Source organism: Propioniciclava tarda (assembly GCF_900182665.1).
Taxonomy (GTDB): Bacteria; Actinomycetota; Actinomycetes; order Propionibacteriales; family Propionibacteriaceae; genus Propioniciclava; species Propioniciclava tarda.
In genome coordinates, this window is the sequence record NZ_FXTL01000003.1 from 186,091 (window position 1) to 210,480 (window position 24,390).

Below are 24,390 nucleotides of genomic sequence, written 5' to 3' on the forward strand. Positions count from 1 at the left end.
GAGTGTATCGCCGGGCTCAGCGCACGATCAGGAGGCTGGCCCCGACGGCGGTTGCTGCCAGCGTGGCGTATTCGAACTGCCGCTGCGAGACGCGGTGGATCGCCGCCCGCCCGGCTGCGGCGCCGATCAGAACAGCGGGCACGGTCAGCGCAGCGATCGTGAGGACCTGCGGCGTGAACAGGCCGAGGGACGCCGAGAACGGCACCTTGCAGACGTTGACGATCCCGAGGTCGTTGCCACGATCGACGATGAGGCGGCTAAACGGGGGACGGGCGGTCGTGGGCGCTCCTGGATGAATGCCAGCGGACGGGACCTAGCCCTCCGGCCGGTGGGTTCCCGGACCTTCAGCCCGCGTCTCGACCTCCTGATACCAAGTGCGCGAACGCAGGGGCTTACCGAACGATCGGTGGTCATGCACGCCGGGATCAGCGTCCGATGTCGTGCACTCTACGTGCACTTCGGGGCAGTCAAACCCGGACGACTCCGATCGAATCCGGACGCACGAAAAGAGCGAACCCCCGGTCAACGTGCGTTGACTAGGGGTTTCTCTAGTGCGCGAGAGAGGACTTGAACCTCCACGCCCAATCAAGGGCACTAGCACCTCAAGCTAGCGCGTCTACCTATTCCGCCACCCGCGCAGGTGGTGACCCGGTTCCCCGGAGCAGCCCGGCAACTATAGCAATCCCGTCCGGCCAAGACGAATCACGCCGAGGCCGCGACGTCGGCGTCCGGACGCCCCAAGTTGGGACCACCCGAGACGTCGTCCAGCGCCAGCGCGATTTCGGCGGGCAGGTCGACGTCGTCGAGGCCGAGGTACGTGTCCAACTGCTCCACCGTGCGGGCGCCGAGCAGGGGAGCGGTGACGCCGGGGGCGTCACGGACCCACAGCAGCGAGACCTCGGCCGGCGTGAAGCCCAGCCCGGACGCCGCCGTGGCGACCGCCTCCACGACGGCCCGGGAGCGCGCCTCGAGATAAGGGGTGACATACCAACTGAAGTGCTCCATCGAGGCCCGCGACCCCTTCGGGATCGACGCCCGATACTTGCCGGTCAACACACCCCGTCCGAGCGGCGAATAGGGGAAGAACCCCAGCTCGAAGTGCCGGATGCACGGCAGCACCTCGACCTCGGCCCGCCGCGCCAGCAACGAGTACTCGACCTGGGCCGAGACGATCGGCGTCCGGCCGGGGAACGCCGCTTGCCAGGTCACGGCTGCGGCCGTCTGCCAGCCGACGAAGTTCGACACCCCGGCATACCTCACGGCGCCTGTGGCGACCGCATGATCGATGGCAGCCAGCGACTCCTCCAAGGGCGCCTGCCCCCAGGTGTGCAGCTGCCACAGGTCAATGTGGTCGGTGCCCAAGCGCCGCAACGAGTCGTGCAGATCGGCCAGCAACGCCCCCCGCGAGGTGTCGACGATGCGCGAGCCGTCCCGAATGCTGAAGCCGGCCTTCGTCGCGATGACCAGATCGTCCCGCCGGACCACGGTCCGCATCAGCTTGGCGAGCATCCGCTCCGCATCGCCCTGGGCGTACGCCGCCGCGGTGTCCACCAGGTCGCCGCCGGCGTCCACGAAGGCCTTGATCAGCCCGCGGGCATCGTCCATGCCGGTGTCCCGACCCCAGGTCATCGTCCCGAGCCCGAGGCGTCCGACCGCAAGACCGGACGCCCCCACCGACCGCCGTCGCACGCTAGACCGCCAGGATCGTGCCTTGCCAGAGCAGGGCAGCGATGGCCAGACCGACCAGGATGCGGTAGACCACGAAGGCCGTGAAGTTGTTGGACGCCACGAACTTGAGCAGCCAGGCGATCGACGCGTACGCCACCACGAACGACACCAGGATGCCCACGACGGTGGCCCCCCAGCCGACGCCGGCCGAGATGTTCTTCGCCTGCGTAACGGCCTCGAAACCGCCCGCCGCCAGCAGCGTCGGGATGCCCAGGAAGAAGCTCATTCGCGTCGCGGTCACCCGGTCGATCCCCATCAGCAGGCCGCCCGAGATCGTCGCGCCAGAGCGCGAGATGCCCGGAATCAGCGCGATCGCCTGGATCAGGCCCAGCAGCAGGCCGTCCTTGATCGTGATCGAGTCCTCGCCGCGCGTCTGCTTGCCGAGCTTGTCGGCGACCAGCATGACCAGACCCCACACGATGAGCGCGGCGACGATCACCCACAGGTTCCGTAGCGGTCCCTCGATCTGCTTCTTGAACGCCAGCGCCACGACGGCCGTCACGAAGACACCCGCGATGACGGCCCACCCCATCTGGAAGTCAGGGTTCTTGCGCCGCGAGGCGTCCCGCAGGCCACCCAGCCAGCCTGTTGCGATCCTGACGATGTCCTTCCAGAAGTACACGATCGCCGCTGCCATCGCGCCGACCTGGATCACCGCCGTGTACGCCGTCACGCCCGGATCATCGATGGGCAGGCCCATCAGCTTCTGGACGACGTTCAGATGGCCGGTGCTCGAGATCGGCAGGAATTCGGTGACCCCCTCGACGATTCCGAGAATGATCGATTGCCACCACTGAAGCATGGGTCCACTTTCTGCCTGGGAGTGCGCGTTCGCGCGGCCGTAACACTACCCCGGACGCCCTGAAGGGCGGCTGAGCCGGGCCGGTACGCTGACCCCGCCGATGAGAGAGGAATGCCCCATGAAGGCCTGGACGCGCCCCGAGGTGCCCGTTCTCGATCCGTCTCCCGGACGCCCCCGCGTGCACGACACCGCGTCCGGCCAGCTCGTGACCGTCGGTCCGGACGACGGCGCGGCCCGCCTGTACGTGTGCGGTATCACGCCCTATGACGCGACCCACCTCGGCCACGCGAACACCTACGTCACCTTCGATCTCCTCAACCGGGCCTGGCGCGACGGCGGCCTGGACGTCGTCTACACCCAGAACGTGACCGACGTCGACGATCCGCTGCTCGAGCGCGCCGAGGCGACCGGCGTCGCCTGGGAGGAGTTGGCCGCCGACCAGGTCGAGCTCTTCCGCACCGATATGGAGGCGCTCAACGTCATCCCGCCCGATCACTACATCGGGGCCGTCGAGTCCATCCCGCTGGTCATCGATCTCATCGGACGCCTCCAGGCCACCGGCCTGATCTACGCCGTCGACGACGCCGAGTACCCCGACCTCTACTTCGCCTGCTCGCAGGCCGCCGGCTTCCTGAGCGAGTCGCACCTCGACGTGGACGCCGCCATCGCGATTTTCGGCGAGCGCGGCGGAGACCCGGATCGCCCCGGCAAGCGCGATCCGCTCGACTGCCTCGTCTGGCGGCTGGCGCGACCGGGGGAGCCGTCCTGGGAGTCGAACCTGGGCCGGGGGCGTCCGGGCTGGCACATCGAATGCACCGCCATCGCGCTCGAACACCTGGGCGAGCACTTCGACGTCCAAGGCGGAGGCTCCGACCTGATCTTCCCGCACCACGAGATGTGCGCCGCGGAGGGCACGGCCGCGACCGGGCGCCCCTTCGCGCGCGCCTTCGTGCACGCCGGCATGGTCGGGTACGACGGCGAGAAGATGAGCAAGTCGAAGGGCAACCTCGTGCTCGTCTCCAAGCTGCGCGCCGCCGGCGAGGACCCGATGGCCATCCGCCTGGCCCTGCTCGCACACCACTATCGCGACGACTGGGAGTACACGGACGCCGACCTGGCCGCCGCCCGCGAGCGACTCGCCCTGTGGCGTCGCGCCGCCCATGGCGATGCCGGACTGCCGGCGTCCGACACCATCGACGCCATCCGCGCGGCCCTGCGCAACGACCTGGACGCCCCCGCAGCCCTGACCGCCGTGGACGCCTGGGCGGCGGCGTCCGTCGACATCGACGTCGACGACACGGACGCCCCGAGCGCCGTGGCCCGAGCCCTGGACGCCCTCCTCGGCGTCCGGCTGTGAACTAGGCTGACCGGCCGTGAAGACGTTCGAGGGACTGTTCGCCGAGTTGTCCGAGAAGGCGCGGACGCGCCCCGCAGGCTCCGGCACCGTGGCCGAGCTGGACGCCGGCGTCCACTTCATCGGCAAGAAGCTCGTCGAGGAGGCAGCCGAGACCTGGATGGCGGCGGAGTTCCAGTCCGACGCGCAGTGCGCCGAAGAGGCCAGCCAGTTGCTGTATCACCTGCAGGTCATGCTGATCGCCAAAGGTCTCACCCTCGACGACGTGTACGCCTACCTCTGAGGCCCCCTTTATCCTCATGGGGTGAGTGAGGATCGTGCCCTGTTGAAGATCGCCCTGCCGAACAAGGGCTCCCTGGCCGAAGAGACGACCGCGATGCTGCGGGAGGCCGGCTACAAGCAGCGCACGGATCTGAAGGACCTCGTCTTGGTCGACGAGGCGAACGGCGTCGAGTTCTACTACCTGCGTCCGCGCGACATCGCCGTCTACGTGGGGGAGCGCACGCTCGACCTGGGCTTCACCGGACGCGACATGCTGCTCGACTCCGCCGCCGAGGCCGACGAGATCATGCCGCTCGGCTTCGGTGGCACGCGGTTCCGGTTCGCCGCGCCGGGGGCGTCCGAGTGGACCGTCGCCGACCTCGAGGGCAAGCGCATCGGCACGTCGTACCCGGGTCTGCTCCGCAGCTACCTCGACTCGCACGGCGTCACCGCCCGCCTCATCAAGCTGGACGGTGCGGTCGAGTCATCGGTCCGGCTGGGGGTCGCGGACGCCGTCGCGGACGTCGTCGAGACGGGCAGCACGCTGAAGCGGGCCGGACTGGTGATGTTCGGCGACTCGATCCTCGACTCCGAGGCGATCTTGATCAAACAACGCGGCGTCGCCGACCCGTCCGGGCTGGACCTGCTGAAGCGTCGCCTGACCGGCGTCATCGCCGCCCGCAACTACCGGATGATCGACTACAACGTGCCCGTCGAGGAGCTCGAGGCCGCGTGCTCGATCACGCCCGGCATCGACAGCCCCACGGTCTCGCCGCTGCACCGCGAGGGCTGGGTGGCCGTCCGGGCGATGATCCCGTCCAAGCAGGCCCAGGCGATCATGGACGAGCTCTGGGACGCCGGAGCCGAGGGCATCCTCGTGACCGACATCGCGGCCTGCCGACTCTGAGCCCCAACGCAGACGATGGCCCCCGTGATCGGGGGCCATCGTCTGCGTTGGGCCTAGGTGGTCGTCGTCTCGGACGCTGGCGTCTGGTCGTAGATCGGACGATCGCGGACGGCGGTGGCGCCAGGCGTGCTCGGGGGCGTCTTCTTCTTGCGCGGGCGGTGCGGGATCACGCGGCTGAGAAGCATGAGTGCCAGGCCGACTCCGAGCACGATGAGTCCGGCCATGGCGACGGGGGCTAGCGGAGCGCCCATGAGCAGCTGCCACCACTCCGCCATCCGGTTCCAGCCGTCGATGAGGAAGGGCACCGCCCCGGCCAGCAGCGCACCCACCGGGAGGCAGGCGAGGCCGACCCACCAGACGAGCGCCCGGACGGTGGCGCGCCGCAGCATGACGGCGACACCCACCAAGATGAGGAGCGAGACCGCGATGCAGATGATGGTGATGAACAGGTTGGGGTCCATGGCGAACACCTTAGAGGGGGGCCCGCACTGCGCTGCTTCGGCACGCATGCGAATTCGGCACCGATTTGAGTTCCACTAGGTTGCTGCGCGTGAACAGCGCTTCGTGGCAGCCCACCTCATCGGTCGACCGGGGCCAGGCGGACGCCGACGTCCGGGCGGCCCTCGCGGCGGCCTATACCGGCGGCGACTCGTACGCGCGAGCGATCGCCGCCCTGTGTACGGCCCGGCTGATCCTGCCGACGGTGGATGCGCCGGCCGAGGCCGAGCCCGGGGCGTCCAAGAAGGGCGACGATCACGACCACGACCATTCGGACGCCGACGGTCACGGCCATCCCGAGCTGGCAGCGGTGCTCTTGCGCTCGGCGTCCGGGGAGAAGGCCGTGCTGGCGTTCACCGGCATGGACGCCTTGGCTGCGTGGCGTCCGGACGCTCACCCGGTGCGCTGCACGCTCGACGATGTGGCCGCGACGGTGGCCGAGACGGAGTCGTCCACCATCGTCATCGACGTGGCGGGCCCGCATCAGCTCGTGATCGAGTCAGAGCTGGTGGCCGAACTGGCCCAGGGTCATCGCCTCGCCGAATTGGAAGACGGCAGCTTCGCCTGGGTCTGGGTGGACGGGTCGTCCGGAGCCTGACCGCTGACGATCATCGCGGCCGCCTGAGCCCGCGTGTTCGCCCCCAGCTTGCGCAGCACCTGCTCGACGTGACCCTCGGCCGTCCGGATCGAGATGGTCAGCGCCGTCGCGATCTCCTTGTTCGACAGGCCGCGAGCCAGGTACGTCGCGACCTCCGCCTCACGGCTCGTCAGCCGGACGCCGGGCAGCGGCTCCGTTGAGGGCTTGGCCTGGGAGAATTCGAGCGACTCAGCCTCAGCTGAGCCGACGCGGCAGGGCCCGGGACGCATGGTCCCGCGCCCTGCCGCCTGTTGGAATCGGCGGTCAGGCTTCGGTGCGGTTGGCGATCACGACGGGGGCGCCCACGACGGCTTCGCCCGCGCGACGAGCATGTCCCAGCCCGAGAACCGACAAGACCAGCATGCCGAGGCCCGCGAGTCCCGTGGCTACGAACCCCCAGAATGCGATCTTGCCGATGGTGCCGAAGGCGTAGGCGGTGAGCAGCATGCTGCGCAGCGTGTCGCCCATGAACAAGGTCTCGCGGAGATCGCAGGCCTGCTTGGTGGCGTCCTGTGCCATCGTCGGATCGGCCTTCTTGGCTGCGTTGCAGACCCCGGAGACCTCTGCGTAGGTCTTGCCGCCGGAGGAGGCGTTCATGTGAGCCTGGATGTAGTGGTCCGCGTAGGCCTTTGCTGCGTCGCCGTTGTCGAGGGGCTGGCCTGCGAACGGTGTCAAGGCAGCCTTGTCGGCGTCCGACAGCCCAGCCATGGCGGCGGCGACGGGCATGGTGATGCGCTGGGCGGCGAGCTGGTCACGCACCGTGCCGGTCGCGAATGATTGGCCCCAGAAGGCAAGACCTGCCACCACCAGCAGCACGGCGGCGATGAGCAGGCCGACATAGGACACGAGTCGGTCGAAGGTCGAACGAAGCATGGTTGATCTCCTGAACCTGGGGGCGGCCGCCTGGTCGGCGACCACCTCGACGATACCCCTAGGGGGTACGTGGGTGGGCGCAGGAATGCTGAAGCTCGCATCGTTGGTTACGTGTCGAGCGGCCGGGCGGCTGCCGAGCTCGCGGTCGATTAGGACGCCGCGCTGGCTTCCACGTAGACTGCTCGGGTTCGATTCACCCGACAGGGTGCGTCCGCATCAAGTGGGGCCCCGGCTCCCACCCGCACGATTCACGTCGTCGGGTCACCAAGGTGCCCTCGCCGATGGCGAGGTGAGTGCCTGTGGCTGGGGCTTTCGCGTGCGCGGAGGCCCTTTTCGTTTGTCCGGACGCCATACCAGTCAACCTTGGAGGAACCCATCAGCACCGAACCGCGCATCAACGAGCGTATCCATGTGAACGAAGTGCGTCTGGTCGGCCCCAAGGGCGAGCAGGTCGGCATCGTCCGCATTGAGGACGCGCTGCGGCTCGCCAGGGACGCCGATCTCGACCTGGTCGAGGTCGCACCGCAGGCACGCCCCCCGGTGTGCAAGCTCATGGACTACGGCAAGTTCAAGTACGAGGCCGATCAGAAGGCCCGCGAGAGCCGCCGTAACCAGGCCAACACGGTCATCAAGGAGATGAAGTTGCGTCCGAAGATCGACGGGCACGACTACGACACCAAGAAGGGCCACGTCGTCCGGTTCCTCAAGGCCGGCGACAAGGTCAAGATCACGATCATGTTCCGCGGACGCGAGCAGTCGCGTCCGGAACTGGGTTACAACCTGCTGAAGAAGCTGGCTGACGACGTGTCCGAGGACGGCACCGTCGAGTCCGCGCCCAAGCAGGACGGCCGCAACATGCTGATGGTGCTCGCACCGACGCGCAAGAAGTCCGAGGCCAGGGCCGAGCAGGAGGCCGAGAAGGTCGCCCGCATGGCGTCCCGCGCGGCCGCGACCGAGGCGGAGGAGCGCGAGCTCGCCGAGCACCGGGCGGCCACCAAGGCCCAAGCAGCACCGAAGAAGAAGAGGGGTCCGGCCGACAACCTGGACCCGGACATCGACCTGTAAGACGTCCGATCGCCCCGGCCACGCGAGTGGTCGGGACCGTATGACCGAGAGAAAGAGAGCGGCCTAGATATGCCGAAGATGAAGACGCACTCCGGTATGAAGAAGCGCGTTCGCGTGACCGGGAGCGGCAAGTTGATGCGTCAGCGCGCCGGCAAGCGCCACCTCAACGAGCACAAGCCCACCAAGCGCACCCGTCGTTTGAGCGTGGACGTCGCCGTCGCCGCGGCAGACATCAAGATCGCCAAGCGCCTTCTGGGCAAGCGCGCCCGCTGACCCGCTGCCCTGCAGCAACCCGACACGAGCAACAAGGAGTACTCCCATGGCACGCGTGAAGCGTTCCGTCAACGCGCAGAAGAAGCGCCGCGAGGTCCTCGAGCAGGCATCCGGCTACCGCGGTCAGCGTTCGCGGCTGTACCGCAAGGCGAAGGAGCAGATCCTTCACAGCTACGTCTACAACTACGCGCACCGCAAGGACCGCAAGGGCGATTTCCGCGCCCTGTGGATCCAGCGCATCAACGCCGCGGCGCGCGCGGAGGGCATGACGTACAACCGATTTATCTCGGGCCTCAAGGCCGCTGGCGTTGAGGTCGACCGGAAGATGCTGGCCGAGCTGGCCGTCAGCGACACGAACGCATTCGCCGCGCTCGTGACGCTCGCCAAGGCCAACCAGCCCGCTCCGGCCGCTGCCTGAGACATTCTGCACACAACGCCCGCGGCGCACCCCGGCGATCCTCGCCAGGGGTGACGCCGCGTTCGCGTCCCACCGCCCCCATCCGGCGCGACCGCGCCACACCGAGTGGAGATTGAGATGACCGAGAGCTTGTTGCTGGAGGAGCCCTCGCAGGCCGTCCTGCGAGATGCCCGGAAGCTGGTGCGGAGCAAGGACCGCAGGGCCGCCGGGAAGTTCCTGGCCGAGGGGCGCCAGGCGGTGCGTGAGGCGCTGAAGGTGCCCGGCGTCGTCGATTCGCTGTTCCTGCGCTGGTCGAGCGCTCGCGAGAACGTGGACCTCGTCGAACTGGCTCGCGCCGGGGGCGTCCCGGTGTACGGGGTGTCCGAGCAGAACCTGGCCACGATGTCGGACACCGTGACGCCGCAGGGCGTCATCGCGGTCGCGAACGACGTCGACATCTCCCTGTCCGAGCTGATGGGCACCAAGCGCAAGAACCCGACGCTGCCCAAGAAGAAGCATCAGCGCAAGGACGTTTCGCTGGTCGTCATCTGTGCGCAGATCCGCGACCCAGGCAACGCCGGCACGGTGATTCGCTGCGCGGACGCCTTTGGTGCGGACGCCGTGATCCTCAGCTCCGACTCGGTCGAGCTCTACAACCCCAAGGTCGTGCGGGCGAGCGTGGGCAGCATCTTCCACCTGCCGATCGTGACCGGGGTCGACCTGGACCAGGCGATCCAGGCTTGCCGCGCGGCCGGCATGCAGGTGCTCGCCACCGACGGCGACGCGGGCATCGACCTGACAGACCTGGAAGCCGACCTGGGTGGTCCGACCGCCTGGGTGATGGGCAACGAGGCGTGGGGGCTCCCGTCGGAGAGCCTCGAACTCGCCGATCACACCGTGGCCGTGCCGATCTACGGGCAGGCCGAGAGCCTCAACCTGGCGACGGCCGCGGCGATCTGCCTGTACGCCTCGGCGACTGCACAGCGGGCCAACCCGGGCCAGCCGTTGCCCTCGGCTGACCAGCCGGCCCTGCCCTGCGCGGAGCCCTTGGCCTAGTCGGCCCACGAACCACCGAAGGGGAGTGCCCATGACGGGCGAGCAGAACGGACCGCTCAGCGAGGCGTCCATCGAGGCGATGGTCGCGGACGCCGTGGCGGCGATCGCGGCGGCGTCCAGCATCGCCGAACTCAAGACGGCGCGGCTCGCGCACAGCGGCGACAAGTCGCCGCTGGCGCTGGCGAACCGCGAGATCGGACGCCTCACGCCCGATGCCAAGCGCGAGGCCGGCCAGCGCATGGGCGCGGCACGCGCCCGCGTTACCGCGGCGCTCGCCGAGCGGGAGGCCGAGGTCGCGTCCGCCGAGCTGGCCGCGACGCTGGCGTCCGAACGGGTGGACGTCACGCTGCCCGTCAGCCGGACGCCCCAGGGCGCGATCCACCCGATCACCGGCCTGATCGACGAGCTGAGCGACGTGTTCGTCGCGATGGGCTGGGAGATCGCCGAGGGACCCGAGCTCGAGGCCGAGTGGCTGAACTTCGACGCGCTCAACATCCACGGCGACCACCCGGCGCGCGGCACCACCGACACCCTGTTCGTCGAGCCGGTGACCGCCCACCAGGTGCTGCGCACCCACACCTCGCCGGTCCAGATGCGAACGATGCTCGACCGCGAGCCTCCCATTTACGTCGTCTGCCCCGGACGGGTCTACCGCGCCGACGAGTTCGACGCGACGCACGTGCCGGTGTTCCACCAGATCGAGGGACTCTGCGTCGATCGCGGCATCACGATGGCGCACCTGAAGGGCACGCTCGATCACCTGGCCCGGTCGATGTTCGGCGACATCACGACGCGGCTGCGTCCGAACTACTTCCCGTTCACCGAGCCGTCGGCCGAGATGGATCTGGAGTGCTTCGCCTGCCACGGCGCCTCGGTCGGCAATCCCGAACTCGACTGCAAGACCTGCCGCAACGAGGGCTGGATCGAGTGGGGCGGCTGCGGCGTGGTCAACCCGCGCGTGCTGCGCGCCGCCGGGATCGACACGGATGTCTACTCGGGCTTCGCGTTCGGCATGGGCATAGAGCGGACGCTGATGTTCCGCAACAACGCCGCCGACATGCGCGACATGGTCGAGGGCGACGTCCGGTTCAGCCGCTCACTGAAGGGAGAGGCCCGATGAAGGCCCCGAAGAGCTGGATCGCCGAGTACGCCGCGCTGCCCGCGGGCCTGTCCGGACGCGAGCTGGGCGAGGCCCTGATCAAGGCCGGCCTCGAGGTGGAGAGCGTCGAGACCATCGGCGGCGAGCTGTCCGGCCCGATCGTGATCGGACGCGTCCTGGACTTCGTCGAGGAGCCGCAGAAGAACGGCAAGACGATCCGCTGGTGCCACGTCGACTGTGGTCCTGATCAGGCCCCGGACGCCGCCCCGCAGCCGGTCCGCGCGGGGGAGATCACCGCCCAGCTGCCCGGCCCTTCGACAGGCTCAGGGACCGGTGATGAGAGGCTGGCTGAGCTTGTCGAAGCCCCTGCCTCGGCGTCCGGGTATTGGCCGCGCGGCATCGTCTGCGGTGCCCTGAACTTTGCGCCGGGCGATGTCGTCGTGGTCGCGCTGCCCGGCTCGGTGCTGCCCGGCGGCTTCGAGTTGGGCTCGCGCAAGACCTACGGGCACCTCTCCGACGGCATGATCTGCGCGGTCGACGAGCTCGGGCTCGGCTCGGACCACTCGGGCATCTTGATCCTTCCGGACGCCGCGCCGTCCGGCGAGCCGTGGGTGCTGGGCTCCGACGCGCTGGACGCGATGGGCGTCCGCGACGACGTTCTCGACATGCCCGTCACGCCCGACATGGGCTACTGCCTCAGCATCCGTGGGCTGGCGCGCGAGGCGTCCCAGGCCCTCGACGTGCCGTTCACCGATCCGATCGATCGCGCGGTGCCGGCCGAGAAGCACGAGGGCTACGGCGTCCGGCTCGAGACGCCTGGCTGCCCGCTGTTCGTCGCCCTCACCGTCACGGGAGTCGACCCGACGCGTCCCACGCCGTCCTGGCTGGCGACGCGGCTGGAGGCGTCCGGGATGCGTTCCATCTCGCTGCCGGTCGACATCTCGAACTACGTGATGCTCGAGACCGGTCAGCCGAACCACTGCTACGACGCGGCGCTGTTGGACGGCGACATCGTCGTCCGTCTCGCGGCCCCCGGCGAGCGCCTGGTGACCCTCGACGACGTCGATCGGGCCCTTGATCCGGCCGACATCGTGATCGCGGACGCGGCCGGAGTCATCGGTCTTGGTGGCGTCATGGGCGGTGCGCGCACCGAGCTGAGTGACTCGTCCACCACGATCGTGATCGAGTGCGCGCACTTCGATCCCATCGCGATCGCCCGCACCTCGCGGCGCACCAAGCTCAGCTCGGAGGCGTCCCGTCGGTTCGAGCGCTACGTCGATCCGGGCGCGACGTATGCGGCGGCCCATCGGGTCGCGCAGCTGCTGGTCGAACTGGCCGGCGGCACGTTGGCCGCGGGGGAGACCGTCGCAGGTTCGGTGGCGCCGTTGCCGGCGACGACGATCGCCGCGGACCTGCCCTCGCGCGTCCTCGGCATGCCCGTCACCCCGGAGCGCGTGGTGGCCATCCTGGAGCGCTCGGGCGTTGCGGTGGCGCAAGACGGCGACCACCTGCACCTGCAGCCCCCGACCTGGCGTCCGGACCTGGCCGAGCCCTACGACTACGTCGAAGAGGTCGGCACCAAGGTCGGGCTCGATCAGCTGCCCTCGATCGTCCCCTCGGCGCCGGTCGGCCGCGGGCTGACGCGCGAGCAGCGCCTGCGGCGCGCGATCAACCTCGCACTGGCGTCCGCCGGCTTCGTCGAGGTGCTGACGTTCCCGTTCTCGTCGAGCGCGGATCTGGACGCCCTCGGCGCCGGTCCCGACGACGAGCGCCGCCGGACGGTTCGGCTCGCCAATCCGCTGGCGGACACGGCTCCGTTCATGCGGACGACGCTCCTGCCCGGCCTGTTCGCCGCCGTCGCGCGCAACACGTCGCGCGGCAACGACGACCTGGCGATCTTCGAGGCCGGACGCGTGTTCGTGGCAGGAGAGGGCGGCCAGTCGCCGATGCTGTCCGTCGCGTCGCGTCCGTCGGAGGCCGAGATCGAGGCCCTGGACGCCGCCTTGCCCGCCCAGCCCCGGCACCTGGCCGCGGTGTTGACCGGCAACTGGACGCGCGCCGGCTGGCAGGGTGCCGCGGAGCCCGCGTCCTGGACACAGGCGCTGGCCTTCGCCGACGTGGCTGCGTCCGTGCTGGGGCTCACGCTGGACCGCCGCGCGGTCGAGTACGCGCCGTGGCACCCGGGCCGCTGTGCCGAACTGTCGGTCGCGGGCACGGTGGTCGGTCATGCGGGTGAACTGCACCCGACGGTCTGCGCGACCTTCGGGCTGCCGGCGCGCACGGCGGCAGCCGAGCTTGACCTCGACCTTCTCCTGACGCTGTTCGGCGGGCCGGGCTCGATCGCGCCGGTGTCGTCACACCCGGTGGCCAAGGAGGATGTCGCCCTCGTCGTGGACGAGTCCGTGACGGTCGGTGACCTCGAGCGCGCGTTGCGCGACGGTGCCGGCGACCTGCTCGAATCGCTCGCGCTGTTCGACATCTACCGCGGCTCCCAGGTGCCGGAGGGCAAGAAGTCCGTCGCGTTCGCGCTGCGGTTCCGGGCGCCCGATCGCACGCTCAAGGACGCCGATGCCGCGGCCGCCCGGGACGCGGCCGTCGCCGTCGCAGCCGAGCGCCACGGGGCCGCGCTGCGGGCCTAGGGCGCGATGCGCCTCGACCCTTTCCTCCCGCCGGACGGCTCCGCCGACCCCGACGACCTCTACGACGGGTTCGTCGCCTGGGCGAAGGCGTCCGAGGGGGTCAGCCTGTACCCGCACCAGGAGGAGGCGATCCTCGGCGTCCTGACCGGCGCGAACGTGATCGTGACCACCCCGACGGGCTCGGGCAAGACGCTGATCGCGACGGCGTCCCATTTCGCCGCTTTCGCCGCCGGACGCCGCACGTTCTACACAGCCCCGATCAAGGCCCTGGTCAGCGAGAAGTTCTTCGCGCTGTGCGCGATCTTCGGTCACGAGTCCGTCGGAATGGTGACCGGGGACGCCTCGGTCAATCCTGACGCGCCGATCGTGTGCTGCACCGCCGAGATCCTGGCGAACATCGCGCTCCGACAGGGGGAGACGGCCGACGTTGGGCAGGTCGTCGTCGACGAGTATCACTTCGTCGCCGATCGCGATCGCGGCTGGGCCTGGCTCGTGCCCCTCGTCGAGCTGCCCCAGGCGCAGTTCGTGATCATGTCGGCGACGCTGGGCGACGTCACCGGTCTCGCGCGCGACCTCGAACGCACGACGGGGCGTCCGACGTCGATCGTCTCGGACGCCGTCCGTCCGGTCCCGCTGAGCTACCGCTGGGCGTTGACGCCGATCCACGAGACGATCGCCGAGATCGTCGACACCCACACCGCGCCCGTGTACGTCGTGCACTCGACGCAGAGCGCGGCCGTCGACCGGGCCCAGGCGCTGCTGTCGTCGGGCACGGTCAAGGCCGCCGCCGCGTCCGGACGCCGCGAGCTGACCGAGGCGCTGCGCGGGTTCCGCTTCGCGGGCGGCTTCGGCAAGACGCTCTCGTCGTTGTTGCACGCGGGCATCGCGGTTCATCACGCGGGGATGCTGCCCCGCTACCGGCGTCTGGTCGAGCAGCTGGCCCACAAGGGCCTGCTGACCGTCATCTGCGGCACCGACACCCTCGGGGTCGGCATCAACGTGCCCATCCGGACGGTCCTGTTCTCGGCCCTGACGAAGTTCGACGGACGCCGCGGGCGCACGCTGCGCGCCCGCGAGTTCCACCAGATCGCCGGACGCGCTGGACGGGCCGGCTTCGACACGGTGGGTTACGTCGTCGCGCAGGCGCCCGAGCACGAGGTCGAGAACGCGCGCATCCTGGCGAAGTTCGCCGACGACCCGAAGAAGCTGCGCTCGGTTCGGCGCAAGCAGCCGCCGGAGGGCTTCATCAACTACACCGAGGCGACGTTCACCAAGCTCATCGAGTCGGTGCCGGAGGAACTGCACGGACGCCTCCGCGTCACGCACGCCCTCCTGCTGAACCTGCTGCAGCGCGACGCCGACACGGCGTCCGCCTTCCAACATCTGGTGGACGCCTGCGTCCCGGACCGCTCAGGCCGCCGCAAGCTTGACCGGCGGGCGGCTCAGATCGGACGCTCGCTGATCCGCGCAGGGGTCGTCAGCCGCCTTGAGACGCCCACCGCCGGTGGCCGCCGCTACGCGCTGAACGTTGACCTCCAGCGTGACTTCGCGCTCAACCAGCCGTTGTCGGCGTTTGCCCTGGCGACCTTGGACGTCCTCGATCCGGAGTCGCCCACGCATGCCCTGGACGTCGTCAGCGTCATCGAGGCGACGCTGGAGGACCCCCGCGTCATCCTCGTCGCCCAGCAGTTCAAGGCTCGGGGCGTTGCCGTGGCCGAGATGAAGGCCGACGGCGTCGACTACGACGAGCGCATGGAACTGCTCGAGGACGTGACGTGGCCGCGGCCGCTGGCCGACGTCATCGACGCGACGTACGCGCTGTTCCTGCCCGCCCATCCGTGGCTGTCCGAGACGCCCCCGTCGCCGAAATCGATCGTCCGCGACTGCTTCGAGCGGGCGATGACGTTCGGGGAGTATGTGGCGTTCTACAAGCTGCAACGCACCGAAGGGCTGCTGCTGCGCTACCTCTCTGACGCCTACCGGGCCCTGCGCCAGACGGTCCCCGCCGCCGCTCGGACCGAGGAGTTCACCGACGTCCTGGAGTGGCTGGGGGAGGTCACCCGGCTGGTCGACTCGTCCCTGCTGGACGAGTGGGCTGCCCTGGGTCAGCTGTCGTCCGGGACGCCCTTGGCTGCCGACGACGCCCCGCCGCCGAACCGGACCGTCACCTCCAACGCGCGGGCGTTCCGCGTGCTGGTGCGCAACGCGATGTTCCGGCGGATCGAGCTGGCGGCGTCCGACGACGTCGACGGCCTCGCCGCGCTGGAACCGGCGGGCACCGCGATGACCCGGGCCCGCTGGGACGCCGCCCTCGGCGACTACTGGGACGCCCACGACGAGATCGGCACCGGCCCGGACGCCCGCGGTCCGGGCCTGCTGGTCATCACCGAGGCGGGCCGCACCTGGGGCGTCCGGCAGATCGTCGACGATCCGGCGGGGGACCACGACTGGTCCATCACGGCGACGGTTGACCTGGACGAGTGCGACGAGGCCGGCGAGCTGATCGTCCGGACGCTCGACTTCGCTCGTTTGGACTAGTCAGGCGGACGCCGCGCCGCGCGTCCCCGCAAGGCTCTACGCTCGCTCCATGGCCATGACGGTGGAGCAGTTGACGAAGATCCTGGCCGAAGCCGACCCGGTCGGGCTGATGGCCGGGGGTGCGGCCCAAGACGAGTACGCCCGCGAGGCGGAGGCGATCCTGGCGCTCAAGGGGGTGCCGACGCTGACCGAGATCACCGGCGTCTTCGCGGTCAGCTTCAGCGAGCCCGGGGCGTGCACGCGCGAGACCGCGCGGTGGATCGCCGAGCAACTGGCGCAACACCGCGACTAAGTCCGTTTTGCATAGTTATGTGAGCTGAGGAATACTCGGGCGCATGACCGTCAAGATCGCCGTTGCAGGCTGCTCGGGATACGCCGGGGGTGAACTGCTCCGGTTGCTGCTGGCCCATCCTGAGGTCGAGATCGGTGCGCTGACCGCCAAGTCGTCCGCGGGGTCGACGCTGTTCGAGCATCATCCCCACTTGACCCCGCTGGCCGGACGCACCGTCGTCGAGACCACCCCCGAGAACCTGGCCGGCCACGACGTCGTGTTCCTGGCGTTGCCGCACGGGGCGTCCGCCGAGGTCGCAGAGGCCCTCGGCGACGATGTGCTCGTCATTGACGCCGGCGCCGACTTCCGGCTCAGCGACGCCGCGGTCTGGGAGCAGTTCTACGGGACGCCCCACGCGGGCACCTGGCCCTACGGCCTGCCCGAACTGCCCGGGAACCGCGCGATCCTGGCCACCACCAAGCGCATCGCCGTGCCGGGCTGTTACCCGACGGCGTCCACGCTGGCGCTGCTGCCCGCCCTGACCAGCGGGATCGTCGACGGTCACGACGTGGTCGTCGTGGCGGCGTCCGGCACGTCGGGGGCCGGCAAGGCGCCGAAGACGCACCTGATCGCCGCCGAGATCATCGGGTCGGTCAGCGCCTACGGCGTCGGCGGCGTCCACCGGCACACCCCCGAGCTGCTGCAGAACTTCGCCCGCCTCGGTGCGCCGAACCCGAGCGTGTCGTTCACGCCCGTCCTGGTCCCGACCTCCCGGGGCATTCTGGCGACCGTCTCCGCCCCGCTCGCGCGGCCGACGACGCCGGACGAGGCCTACGCCGCGTACCAGGCCGCCTACGCCGATGAGCCCTTCGTCACGCTCCTGCCCCGGGGCGCCTGGCCCATGACCCAGTCGATCGTCGGCTCTAACGGCGTCCACCTTCAGGTCACCGTGGACGCCGCCGCGAACCGCCTCGTCGCGGTCTGCGCGATCGACAACCTGACCAAGGGCACCGCGGGCGGCGCCATCCAGTCCATGAACATCGCCCTCGGCCTGCCCGAGACCCTGGGCCTGACCGCGATCGGAGTCGCCCCGTGAGCACCACCGCAGCCCAAGGATTCGTCGCCGCCGGCGTCACCGCCGGCATCAAGGCGTCCGGACGCCCCGACCTCGCGCTGGTCGTCAACACCGGTCCCGACAAGGTGTGCGCCGCCGTTTACACCTCGAACCGCTTCCAGGCGGCTCCGGTGCTGTGGTCCAAGGGCGTCACCGCGTCCGGAGTGCTGGACGCCGTCGTCCTGAACTCGGGCGGAGCGAACGCCTGCACCGGCGCCGACGGCCTCGCGGACTCGAAGGCGACCGCGCAGCTGGTCGCGAGCGCCATCGGCACCACGCCCGACCGCGTCGCCGTGTGCTCCACCGGACTGATCGGCGTCCGGCTGCCCATGGACGCCATCACGCGCGGGGTCTCCATCGCTGCCGAGACCCTGGACGCCCAGGGCGGCAGCGACGCCGCCCAGGCCATCATGACCACCGACACCGTGCCCAAGACCGCGGTCGAATCCGTGGACGGCTGGACGGTCGGTGGCATGGCGAAGGGCGCCGGCATGCTGGCGCCGGCGCTGGCGACGATGCTCGTCGTCGTCACCACGGACGCCGTCCTCACGGCCGCCGAGGCGGACGCCGCCCTGCGCGAGGCGACGCGGCTGACCTTCGACCGCACCGATTCCGACGGCTGTATGTCGACCAACGACACCGTGATCTTGATGGCGTCCGGCGCCAGCGGCGTCCGGCCGTCGACGGAGGCCTTCACCGAGGCACTGACGGCCGTCTGCGGTGACCTGGCCTCCCAGCTGCTCGCCGACGCCGAGGGCGCGGCGCACGACATCGCGATCCACGTCGAGAAAGCGGCCACCGAGGACGACGCCCTCGACGTCGCCCGCTGCATCGCCCGCTCGAACCTCTTCAAGTGCGCGGTGTTCGGCAACGATCCCAACTGGGGACGCGTCCTGGCCGCGGCCGGCACGTCGAAGGCGACCTTCGATCCGGACGCCGTCAGCGTCAGCTTCAACGGGGTCGAGGTGTTCACCTCCGGCGGCCTGGGGGCCGACCGGTCGCTGGTCGACCTGAAGTCCTCGCGCGACGTCGACGTGACCGTCGACCTAGCCGCCGGCGATGCGTACGCCACCGTCTGGACCAACGATCTGACCTACGACTACGTCAAAGAGAACGCGGAGTACAGCTCATGACGGACGCGCGCCACTCGACGAAGAAGAAGGAGCTGTACCGCAAGGCCGCCACCCTCATCGAGGCCCTGCCGTGGCTGGAGCAGTACGCGGGCAAGATCATCGTCGTGAAGTACGGCGGCAACGCGATGCTCAACGACGAGCTCAAGCAGGCCTTCGCCGAGGACATCGTGTTCCTGCGTCGGTGCGGCGTCCTGCCGGTCGTCGTGCACGGCGGGGGGCCGCAGATCAGTCTCATGCTGAAGCGGCTAGGCATCGAGTCGGAGTTCAAGGGCGGCTTCCGGGTCACGACGCCGGAGGCCATGGACGTCGTCCGGATGGTGCTCGTCGGCCAGGTTGGACGCGAGCTCGTCGGCCTGCTCAACCAACACGGCAACCTGGCGGTCGGCCTGTCGGGCGAAGACGCCGGGCTCTTCCGCGCCGCACGTCGCGGCGTCATGGTGGACGGCGAGCAGGTCGACCTGGGCCTCGTCGGCGACGTCGTCGAGGTGCATCCGGAAGCGGTCCTCGACCTCATTCAGGCCGGACGCATCCCCGTCATCGCCACCGTCGCCCCCGACGAGGCCGGCGACGTGCACAACGTCAACGCCGACACGGCGGCGTCCGCCCTGGCCGTCGCGCTGGGCGCCGAGCGGCTAGTCGTCCTGACCGACGTCGAGGGCGTCTACGCCGACTGGCCGAACTCGACCGAGATCATCGCACGCATGAACTCCGCCGAAGTGGAGGCGCTGCTGCCGACGCTCGAGTCCGGCATGGTCCCGAAGATGGAGGCCTGCCTGCGGGCGGTCCAGGGCGGCGTCCCGCGGGCAACCGTCGTCGACGGACGCGCACCCCACACGCTGCTGCTCGAGGTCTTCACCGATGACGGCGTGGGAACGATGGTGACCAAGTGAGCGGCCTGGTCGCGCCCGGATCGGACGCCGCCGGCCTGAGCCAGGCCGACTGGCTGGACCGCTACGGCGCGGTCATGATGAACACCTTCGGGACGCCGTCGCGCGTCTTCGTCCGCGGGGAGGGCACCCAGCTCTGGGACGCCGACGGGCGGCAGTACACCGACTTCCTGGCCGGCCTCGCGGTGAACGCGCTGGGTCACGCCCATCCGGCGGTTCTGGCCGCGATCACGGCCCAGCTCTCGATGTTGGGCCACGTGTCGAACTTCTTCGCGACTCCCGCGCAGGTCGCGCTGGCCGAGCGTCTCGTCGGCTTTGCGACCGAGAACGCGCCGGGGACGCCAGCGCGCGTGTTCTTCACCAACTCGGGCACCGAGGCGAACGAGTGCGCGTTCAAGGTGACGCGCCTCACCGGACGCACCCGCATCGTCGCCATGGAGGGCAGCTTCCACGGACGCACGCTGGGCGCCGTGGCGATCACGGCGAACCCCAAGTACCGCGAGCCCTTCGAACCGCTGCCCGGCGACATCGTCTTCACCCCGTATGGGGACGCCGACGCGCTCGCCGCCGCGGTCGATGAGACCACCGCCGCCGTGGTCCTGGAGCCGATCCAGGGCGAGAACGGCGTCGTGGACCCGGGCGACGAGTTCCTCCGAGCCGCCCGCCGCATCGCGACCGCGAACGGCGCGCTGCTCTGGATCGACGAGGTGCAGACCGGGATGGGCCGCTGCGGCGGCTGGACCGCCTCGGCGGCGTCCGGCGTGACGGCCGATCTCGTTACGTTCGCGAAGGGCCTCGGCAACGGCTTCCCGATCGGGGCCTGCGTTGCGACCGGCGAGGCGTCCGGCTTGCTGCAGCCGGGCCACCACGGCAGCACCTATGCCGGCAACCCCGTCGCGGCCGCTGCAGGCCTAGCCGTGATCGGCGTCATCGAGAGGGACGGGCTGCTGCGGCGCGCGTCCGAACTGGGTGACGCGCTGGCGTCCAGGATCGCGGCGCTGGGTAACCCTCGGGTGCAGGCGGTCCGTGGCCGCGGTCTGCTGCGCGGGATCGTCCTGGCCGACGAGTCCGCCCCGGCCGTGGTCAAGGCCCTGCTGGACTCCGGCTGGGTCGCGAACGCGCCCCGGCCCCACGTGATCCGCGTGGCGCCGCCCCTGATCGTGAGCCCGGACGAGATCGAGCGCTTCGTCGCGGCCCTGGACGCCACCCTGGCCGCCACCTCGGACGCGTCGTGAACGACCGCGCGCCGCAGACCAAGGCCGCCCGCCAGGCACGGATCGAGGACCTGCTGAGGGGGGCCCAGATCCGGTCGCAGCACGAGCTGGCCGAACGGCTGGCGTCCGAAGGCTTCAACGTCACCCAGGGCACCCTGAGCCGCGATCTGGTGGACGTCGGAGCCCTCCGCGTCCGGTCGCGCGACGGCGAACTCGTCTACGCCCTTAAGGGCGAGGAGCCCGGAGGCGGCGCCCAGCGGCTCGCGAAGCTGGCCCAGGTCTGCGAGGAGATCCTGGTGTCGGCGGAGGCGTCCGCAAACCTGGTCATCGTCAAGACGCCGCCGGGGGCGGCGCAATACCTGGCGTCCGCGATCGACAAGGTGGGGCTCACCGACGTGCTCGGCACCATCGCCGGGGACGACACGATCATGTTGGTGTCGCGTGACCCCGACGGCGGACGCGCGCTGGCCGCCTACCTGCTGGGACTGAGCGAGAGGGAAACAAGGGCATGAGCGAGACCGAGGGACGCCTGTGGGGCGGCCGCTTCGAGGGCGGTCCGGCCGAGGCGATGTTCGCCCTGTCGAAGTCGACCCAGTTCGACTGGCGACTCGCCCGCTACGACCTGGCCGGCTCGCGCGCCCACGCGCGCGCCCTGCAGCGCGCAGGCCTGCTGACCGAGGGAGACCTCGCGGGCATGCTGGCCGGACTCGATCAGTTGGACGCCGACGTCGCGGCCGGCCGCTTCGTCGCCGCGCCGACCGACGAGGACGTCCACGGCGCCTTGGAGCGCGGGCTCATGGAGCGCGTGGGTCCTGAGTTGGGCGGACGCCTCCGCGCCGGCCGCTCGCGCAACGACCAGATCGCCACGCTCATCAGGCTGTACTTGCGCGACGAGTTGCGGGTCGTTGCGGGCGGCGTCCAGTCGGTCGTTGAGGCCCTCACCCAGCAGGCCCGGACGCACCTCGGCGTCCCCATGCCCGGACGCACACACCTGCAGTCGGCGCAGCCGATCCTGCTGTCGCATCATCTCTTGGCCCACGCCTGGCCGCTGCTGCGCGACGTCGAGCGGCTGCAGAACCTGGACGCCCGCCTGGCCGTCTCGCCCTATGGCTCGGCTGCGCTGGCGGGCACGTCGCTCGGCCTCGACCCTGAGTTCGTCGCGTCCGAACTGGGCTTCGACTCCTCCGTGGCCAACTCGATCGACGGCACCGCGGCGCGTGACCTGGTGGCCGAGGCGGCGTTCGTGCTGGCGATGATCGGGGTCGACCTGTCGCGCATGGCCGAAGAGGTGATCTTGTGGTCGACCGTCGAGTTCGGCTTCGTCACCCTGGACGACGCCTGGTCGACGGGCTCGTCGATCATGCCGCAGAAGAAGAACCCGGACGTCGCCGAACTCGCGCGTGGCAAGGCCGGACGCCTCATCGGCAATCTCACCGGCCTGCTGGCGACCCTCAAGGGGCTGCCGCTGGCCTACAACCGCGACCTTCAAGAGGACAAGGAGCCCATCTTCGACGGACTGGACCAGCTCCGCGTCCTGTTGCCCGCGATGGCGGGGATGATCGGCACGCTGGTGTTCCATCCGGAGCGGCTGGCGTCGCGGGCGCCAGCCGGCTTCTCGCTGGCGACCGACGTCGCCGACTGGCTCGTCCGGCAGCGCGTCCCGTTCGCGCAGGCGCATGAGGTCGCCGGCAAGGCGGTCCGGTACTGCGAGGGGCGGGGCATCGAGCTGACGGATCTGACGGCGTCCGATCTCCCCGAGATCGACGGACGCCTCACGCCGGCCGTCCTGCACGTGCTGACGGTGGAGGGCTCGATCAACTCACGGGATGGCCGCGGGGGGACCGCCGCGGCCCGAGTAGAGGAGCAGGTGAGGGAGGTATCCGCCGCCCTCGAGGCCGTTCGCGACTGGCTCACGGTTCGAGGCGACGCGTAGGCGTCCGTTAGTGTGAGCGCCGTGAATGCGGTGCTCGACGAACTGACCTGGAGGGGCTTCATCGCCCACTCGACAGACCCGGACGCGTTGGCGTCCCACCTGGATGCCGGGCCGATCAGCTTCTACGTCGGCTTCGACCCGACGGCGCCGAGCCTGCACATGGGCAACCTGGTTCAGCTCATGCTGGCGCGTCGGTTCCAGGCCGGCGGCCACCGTCCGATCCTGCTCGTGGGTGGCTCCACGGGCCTGATCGGCGACCCGCGCCAAAGCTCCGAGCGGGTCATGAACCCCAAGGATCTCGTGCACGAGTGGGTGGAGCGGATCCGCGCCCAGGTGTCGCAGTTCGTCGACTTCGACGGGCCCAGTGCAGCGACCGTGGTGAACAACTACGACTGGACGGCAGAGCTTTCGACGCTGGACTTCCTGCGTGACGTGGGCAAGCACTTCTCGGTCAACCGCATGTTGGATCGCGAGGTCGTCAAGGCCCGACTCGAGACCGGCATCTCCTACACCGAGTTCAGCTACGTCCTGCTGCAGTCACTCGACTTCCGCGAGCTGTACAAGCGCCACGGCTGCACGCTGCAGACCGGCGGCTCGGACCAATGGGGCAACATCACCGCCGGTGTCGAGTTGATTCGGCGCTCAGAAGGTGCCCGGGTCCACGCGCTCGCGACGCCCCTCATGACGAAGGCGGACGGCACCAAGTTCGGCAAGACCGAGTCGGGTGCGGTCTGGCTCGACCCGGCGATGACCTCGCCCTACGCGTTCCACCAGTTCTTCCTGAATGCAGAGGACGCCAAGGTCGCTGAGTACCTGCGCATCTTCACCACGCGGTCCCAGGAGGAGATCGACGATTTGGCGCGCCAGACCGTGGAGACTCCCCACCTCCGCGCTGCCCAGCGCGCCCTGGCCGACGACATCACCGACCTGGTGCACTCGCCGGCCGAGCGCCAAGCCGCGACTGACGCCGCCGCTGCCCTCTTCGGACGCGCAGAGCTCGCCTCACTGCCGGAAGCGACCGTGGCCGCCGTGTGCGAGGAGTTAGGCGCGCATCGACTGGACGTCGGCACGGAGCTGCCCACCGTGGTGGATCTCTTGGCTGCGTCTGGAGTGGTGGCCAGCAAGTCAGCTGCACGCCGCGCCATCGAGGAAGGCGGCGCTTACCTCAACAACGAGAAGGTGACCAATCCGGACGCCCGCGTCCTAGGTGACCAGTTGCTCCACGGGCGGTACGTCGTCACCCGGCGGGGCAAGAGAACGGTCGGCGCGATCGAGCTCGCTCGCTGACCAGTCCCGCTCCCGCTACTGCTGAGCCCGACGGGTGGTGATCGATCGGTCGACTGCAAGTGTGCCGCGAGGCAGGCCGCGCCGATTTGACTCTCGCGTGGGGGCAACGTAACGTTGTCCAAGCCTTCCGGTGAGACGGACGCGCTGGCTAGCCAGAGCGGACGGATCGGAGGCGTCTCCCAACACAACGCTCCACGGATCAAATCGTTCAATCGATTCGGAATCCGGCGGATCTGCGTCGCGGAAATGAGGCAAACTCGCCGATTTGACATGGCGATTCGGCCTCAATAATGTTTACCGAGTTGCCCCACGGCGTTCAGCAATGAGCAAGGTGGTGTGCTTCGGAAGTTTGAGAACTCAACAGCGTGCTTAGGTCAATGCCATTTTTTGGTGCACTATAAACAAGATTCGTTTTGTTTGTGTG

The 24,390-nt window shown here is 69.6% G+C and carries 25 protein-coding genes and 1 tRNA gene; 19 read left to right on the plus strand and 7 right to left on the minus strand.

Annotated features, from left to right (window positions below; all coding sequences use genetic code 11):
- Positions 1 to 16: 16 nt before the first annotated feature.
- The 4 genes from FN821_RS04605 to FN821_RS04620 all read right to left on the minus strand — a co-directional run bounded on the left by FN821_RS04605 (position 17) and on the right by FN821_RS04620 (position 2,530).
- The gene (locus tag FN821_RS04605) at positions 17 to 205 is read right to left on the minus strand and encodes a hypothetical protein (RefSeq protein ID WP_131171238.1); all 189 of its coding nucleotides are present in this window, start codon (positions 203 to 205) and stop codon (positions 17 to 19) included.
- A gap of 347 nt (positions 206 to 552) precedes the next feature.
- Positions 553 to 638, minus strand: a tRNA-Leu gene (locus FN821_RS04610).
- A gap of 64 nt (positions 639 to 702) precedes the next feature.
- Positions 703 to 1,689, minus strand: coding sequence for an aldo/keto reductase (locus FN821_RS04615; RefSeq protein ID WP_131171237.1), 987 nt, complete (start codon positions 1,687 to 1,689; stop codon positions 703 to 705).
- A 1-nt stretch (position 1,690) separates the two neighbouring features.
- Positions 1,691 to 2,530, minus strand: coding sequence for an undecaprenyl-diphosphate phosphatase (locus tag FN821_RS04620; RefSeq protein WP_131171236.1), 840 nt, complete (start codon positions 2,528 to 2,530; stop codon positions 1,691 to 1,693).
- 118 nt (positions 2,531 to 2,648) lie between these two features.
- On the opposite strand from FN821_RS04620, the gene mshC reads away from it, so the two are divergent.
- From mshC to hisG, 3 genes are read left to right on the plus strand one after another with little or no spacing between them, the layout of a single operon-like run.
- A complete protein-coding gene (gene mshC / locus FN821_RS04625) occupies positions 2,649 to 3,887 on the plus strand; it encodes a cysteine--1-D-myo-inosityl 2-amino-2-deoxy-alpha-D-glucopyranoside ligase (protein WP_131171235.1) in 1,239 nt (412 codons plus the stop codon).
- 16 nt (positions 3,888 to 3,903) lie between these two features.
- A complete protein-coding gene (locus FN821_RS04630; RefSeq protein ID WP_131171234.1) occupies positions 3,904 to 4,167 on the plus strand; it encodes a phosphoribosyl-ATP diphosphatase in 264 nt (87 codons plus the stop codon).
- A gap of 39 nt (positions 4,168 to 4,206) precedes the next feature.
- Positions 4,207 to 5,052: an ATP phosphoribosyltransferase gene (gene hisG, locus FN821_RS04635; protein ID WP_131171397.1), complete on the plus strand. Its 846-nt coding sequence runs from the start codon at positions 4,207 to 4,209 to the stop codon at positions 5,050 to 5,052.
- A gap of 53 nt (positions 5,053 to 5,105) precedes the next feature.
- Here hisG and FN821_RS04640 read toward each other — a convergent pair whose 3' ends face one another.
- The gene (locus FN821_RS04640) at positions 5,106 to 5,513 is read right to left on the minus strand and encodes a hypothetical protein (RefSeq protein WP_131171233.1); all 408 of its coding nucleotides are present in this window, start codon (positions 5,511 to 5,513) and stop codon (positions 5,106 to 5,108) included.
- 89 nt (positions 5,514 to 5,602) lie between these two features.
- On the opposite strand from FN821_RS04640, the gene FN821_RS04645 reads away from it, so the two are divergent.
- Positions 5,603 to 6,148: an SseB family protein gene (locus FN821_RS04645; protein ID WP_165489232.1), complete on the plus strand. Its 546-nt coding sequence runs from the start codon at positions 5,603 to 5,605 to the stop codon at positions 6,146 to 6,148.
- On the opposite strand, the gene FN821_RS04650 is transcribed toward FN821_RS04645, so the two are convergent.
- A complete protein-coding gene (locus tag FN821_RS04650; RefSeq protein WP_131171231.1) occupies positions 6,079 to 6,417 on the minus strand; it encodes a response regulator transcription factor in 339 nt (112 codons plus the stop codon). The genes FN821_RS04645 and FN821_RS04650 overlap by 70 nt on opposite strands.
- Positions 6,418 to 6,451: 34 nt before the next feature.
- The gene (locus FN821_RS04655; RefSeq protein WP_131171230.1) at positions 6,452 to 7,060 is read right to left on the minus strand and encodes a hypothetical protein; all 609 of its coding nucleotides are present in this window, start codon (positions 7,058 to 7,060) and stop codon (positions 6,452 to 6,454) included.
- A 363-nt stretch (positions 7,061 to 7,423) separates the two neighbouring features.
- Here FN821_RS04655 and infC point away from each other — a divergent pair, with 363 nt between their 5' ends.
- From infC to tyrS, 15 genes are all read left to right on the plus strand, one after another.
- Entirely contained in the window at positions 7,424 to 8,125 is a 702-nt protein-coding gene (gene infC, locus FN821_RS04660) for a translation initiation factor IF-3 (RefSeq protein WP_221929111.1), read from the plus strand.
- 69 nt (positions 8,126 to 8,194) lie between these two features.
- On the plus strand, positions 8,195 to 8,398 hold the full coding sequence (gene rpmI / locus FN821_RS04665; protein WP_131171228.1) for a 50S ribosomal protein L35: 204 nt from the start codon (positions 8,195 to 8,197) through the stop codon (positions 8,396 to 8,398).
- A 46-nt stretch (positions 8,399 to 8,444) separates the two neighbouring features.
- Positions 8,445 to 8,816: a 50S ribosomal protein L20 gene (gene rplT, locus FN821_RS04670; protein ID WP_131171227.1), complete on the plus strand. Its 372-nt coding sequence runs from the start codon at positions 8,445 to 8,447 to the stop codon at positions 8,814 to 8,816.
- A 117-nt stretch (positions 8,817 to 8,933) separates the two neighbouring features.
- Positions 8,934 to 9,851, plus strand: coding sequence for a TrmH family RNA methyltransferase (locus FN821_RS04675; protein ID WP_131171226.1), 918 nt, complete (start codon positions 8,934 to 8,936; stop codon positions 9,849 to 9,851).
- A 31-nt stretch (positions 9,852 to 9,882) separates the two neighbouring features.
- Positions 9,883 to 10,971 (plus strand): phenylalanine--tRNA ligase subunit alpha, encoded by a 1,089-nt coding sequence (gene pheS, locus FN821_RS04680; RefSeq protein WP_131171225.1) that lies wholly within the window; start codon positions 9,883 to 9,885, stop codon positions 10,969 to 10,971.
- Positions 10,968 to 13,589: a phenylalanine--tRNA ligase subunit beta gene (gene pheT / locus FN821_RS04685; protein ID WP_131171224.1), complete on the plus strand. Its 2,622-nt coding sequence runs from the start codon at positions 10,968 to 10,970 to the stop codon at positions 13,587 to 13,589. The genes pheS and pheT overlap by 4 nt, the downstream gene beginning before the upstream one ends.
- A gap of 6 nt (positions 13,590 to 13,595) precedes the next feature.
- The gene (locus FN821_RS04690) at positions 13,596 to 16,127 is read left to right on the plus strand and encodes a DEAD/DEAH box helicase (RefSeq protein WP_131171223.1); all 2,532 of its coding nucleotides are present in this window, start codon (positions 13,596 to 13,598) and stop codon (positions 16,125 to 16,127) included.
- Between the two features lie 49 nt (positions 16,128 to 16,176).
- Positions 16,177 to 16,419: a hypothetical protein gene (locus FN821_RS04695; RefSeq protein ID WP_131171222.1), complete on the plus strand. Its 243-nt coding sequence runs from the start codon at positions 16,177 to 16,179 to the stop codon at positions 16,417 to 16,419.
- Positions 16,420 to 16,462: 43 nt separating this feature from the next.
- Positions 16,463 to 17,494, plus strand: a complete 1,032-nt coding sequence (gene argC / locus FN821_RS04700) for an N-acetyl-gamma-glutamyl-phosphate reductase (protein WP_131171221.1) — start codon at positions 16,463 to 16,465, stop codon at positions 17,492 to 17,494.
- Entirely contained in the window at positions 17,491 to 18,645 is a 1,155-nt protein-coding gene (gene argJ, locus FN821_RS04705) for a bifunctional glutamate N-acetyltransferase/amino-acid acetyltransferase ArgJ (RefSeq protein WP_131171220.1), read from the plus strand. The genes argC and argJ overlap by 4 nt, the downstream gene beginning before the upstream one ends.
- The gene (argB, locus tag FN821_RS04710; RefSeq protein ID WP_131171219.1) at positions 18,642 to 19,535 is read left to right on the plus strand and encodes an acetylglutamate kinase; all 894 of its coding nucleotides are present in this window, start codon (positions 18,642 to 18,644) and stop codon (positions 19,533 to 19,535) included. The genes argJ and argB overlap by 4 nt, the downstream gene beginning before the upstream one ends.
- Positions 19,532 to 20,767, plus strand: a complete 1,236-nt coding sequence (locus FN821_RS04715) for an acetylornithine transaminase (protein ID WP_338324567.1) — start codon at positions 19,532 to 19,534, stop codon at positions 20,765 to 20,767. Before argB ends, FN821_RS04715 begins: the two co-directional genes overlap by 4 nt.
- Positions 20,764 to 21,258 (plus strand): arginine repressor, encoded by a 495-nt coding sequence (locus tag FN821_RS04720; protein WP_131171218.1) that lies wholly within the window; start codon positions 20,764 to 20,766, stop codon positions 21,256 to 21,258. Before FN821_RS04715 ends, FN821_RS04720 begins: the two co-directional genes overlap by 4 nt.
- The gene (gene argH / locus FN821_RS04725) at positions 21,255 to 22,679 is read left to right on the plus strand and encodes an argininosuccinate lyase (RefSeq protein WP_131171217.1); all 1,425 of its coding nucleotides are present in this window, start codon (positions 21,255 to 21,257) and stop codon (positions 22,677 to 22,679) included. The genes FN821_RS04720 and argH overlap by 4 nt, the downstream gene beginning before the upstream one ends.
- Positions 22,680 to 22,700: 21 nt before the next feature.
- The gene (gene tyrS / locus FN821_RS04730) at positions 22,701 to 23,966 is read left to right on the plus strand and encodes a tyrosine--tRNA ligase (RefSeq protein WP_131171216.1); all 1,266 of its coding nucleotides are present in this window, start codon (positions 22,701 to 22,703) and stop codon (positions 23,964 to 23,966) included.
- The last annotated feature ends 424 nt before the right edge of the window (positions 23,967 to 24,390 follow it).

Excerpts from the sequence above, each read along its gene's own strand:
- FN821_RS04620 (WP_131171236.1), bottom strand. The coding sequence starts at position 2,530 with ATGCTTCAGTGGTGGCAATCGATCATTCTCGGAATCGTCGAGGGGGTC.
- mshC (WP_131171235.1), top strand. The coding sequence starts at position 2,649 with ATGAAGGCCTGGACGCGCCCCGAGGTGCCCGTTCTCGATCCGTCTCCC.
- FN821_RS04640 (WP_131171233.1), bottom strand. The coding sequence starts at position 5,513 with ATGGACCCCAACCTGTTCATCACCATCATCTGCATCGCGGTCTCGCTC.
- FN821_RS04650 (WP_131171231.1), bottom strand. The coding sequence starts at position 6,417 with ATGCGTCCCGGGCCCTGCCGCGTCGGCTCAGCTGAGGCTGAGTCGCTC.
- FN821_RS04655 (WP_131171230.1), bottom strand. The coding sequence starts at position 7,060 with ATGCTTCGTTCGACCTTCGACCGACTCGTGTCCTATGTCGGCCTGCTC.
- rpmI (WP_131171228.1), top strand. The coding sequence starts at position 8,195 with ATGCCGAAGATGAAGACGCACTCCGGTATGAAGAAGCGCGTTCGCGTG.
- rplT (WP_131171227.1), top strand. The coding sequence starts at position 8,445 with ATGGCACGCGTGAAGCGTTCCGTCAACGCGCAGAAGAAGCGCCGCGAG.
- FN821_RS04675 (WP_131171226.1), top strand. The coding sequence starts at position 8,934 with ATGACCGAGAGCTTGTTGCTGGAGGAGCCCTCGCAGGCCGTCCTGCGA.
- pheS (WP_131171225.1), top strand. The coding sequence starts at position 9,883 with ATGACGGGCGAGCAGAACGGACCGCTCAGCGAGGCGTCCATCGAGGCG.
- pheT (WP_131171224.1), top strand. The coding sequence starts at position 10,968 with ATGAAGGCCCCGAAGAGCTGGATCGCCGAGTACGCCGCGCTGCCCGCG.
- FN821_RS04690 (WP_131171223.1), top strand. The coding sequence starts at position 13,596 with ATGCGCCTCGACCCTTTCCTCCCGCCGGACGGCTCCGCCGACCCCGAC.
- FN821_RS04695 (WP_131171222.1), top strand. The coding sequence starts at position 16,177 with ATGGCCATGACGGTGGAGCAGTTGACGAAGATCCTGGCCGAAGCCGAC.
- argC (WP_131171221.1), top strand. The coding sequence starts at position 16,463 with ATGACCGTCAAGATCGCCGTTGCAGGCTGCTCGGGATACGCCGGGGGT.
- argB (WP_131171219.1), top strand. The coding sequence starts at position 18,642 with ATGACGGACGCGCGCCACTCGACGAAGAAGAAGGAGCTGTACCGCAAG.
- argH (WP_131171217.1), top strand. The coding sequence starts at position 21,255 with ATGAGCGAGACCGAGGGACGCCTGTGGGGCGGCCGCTTCGAGGGCGGT.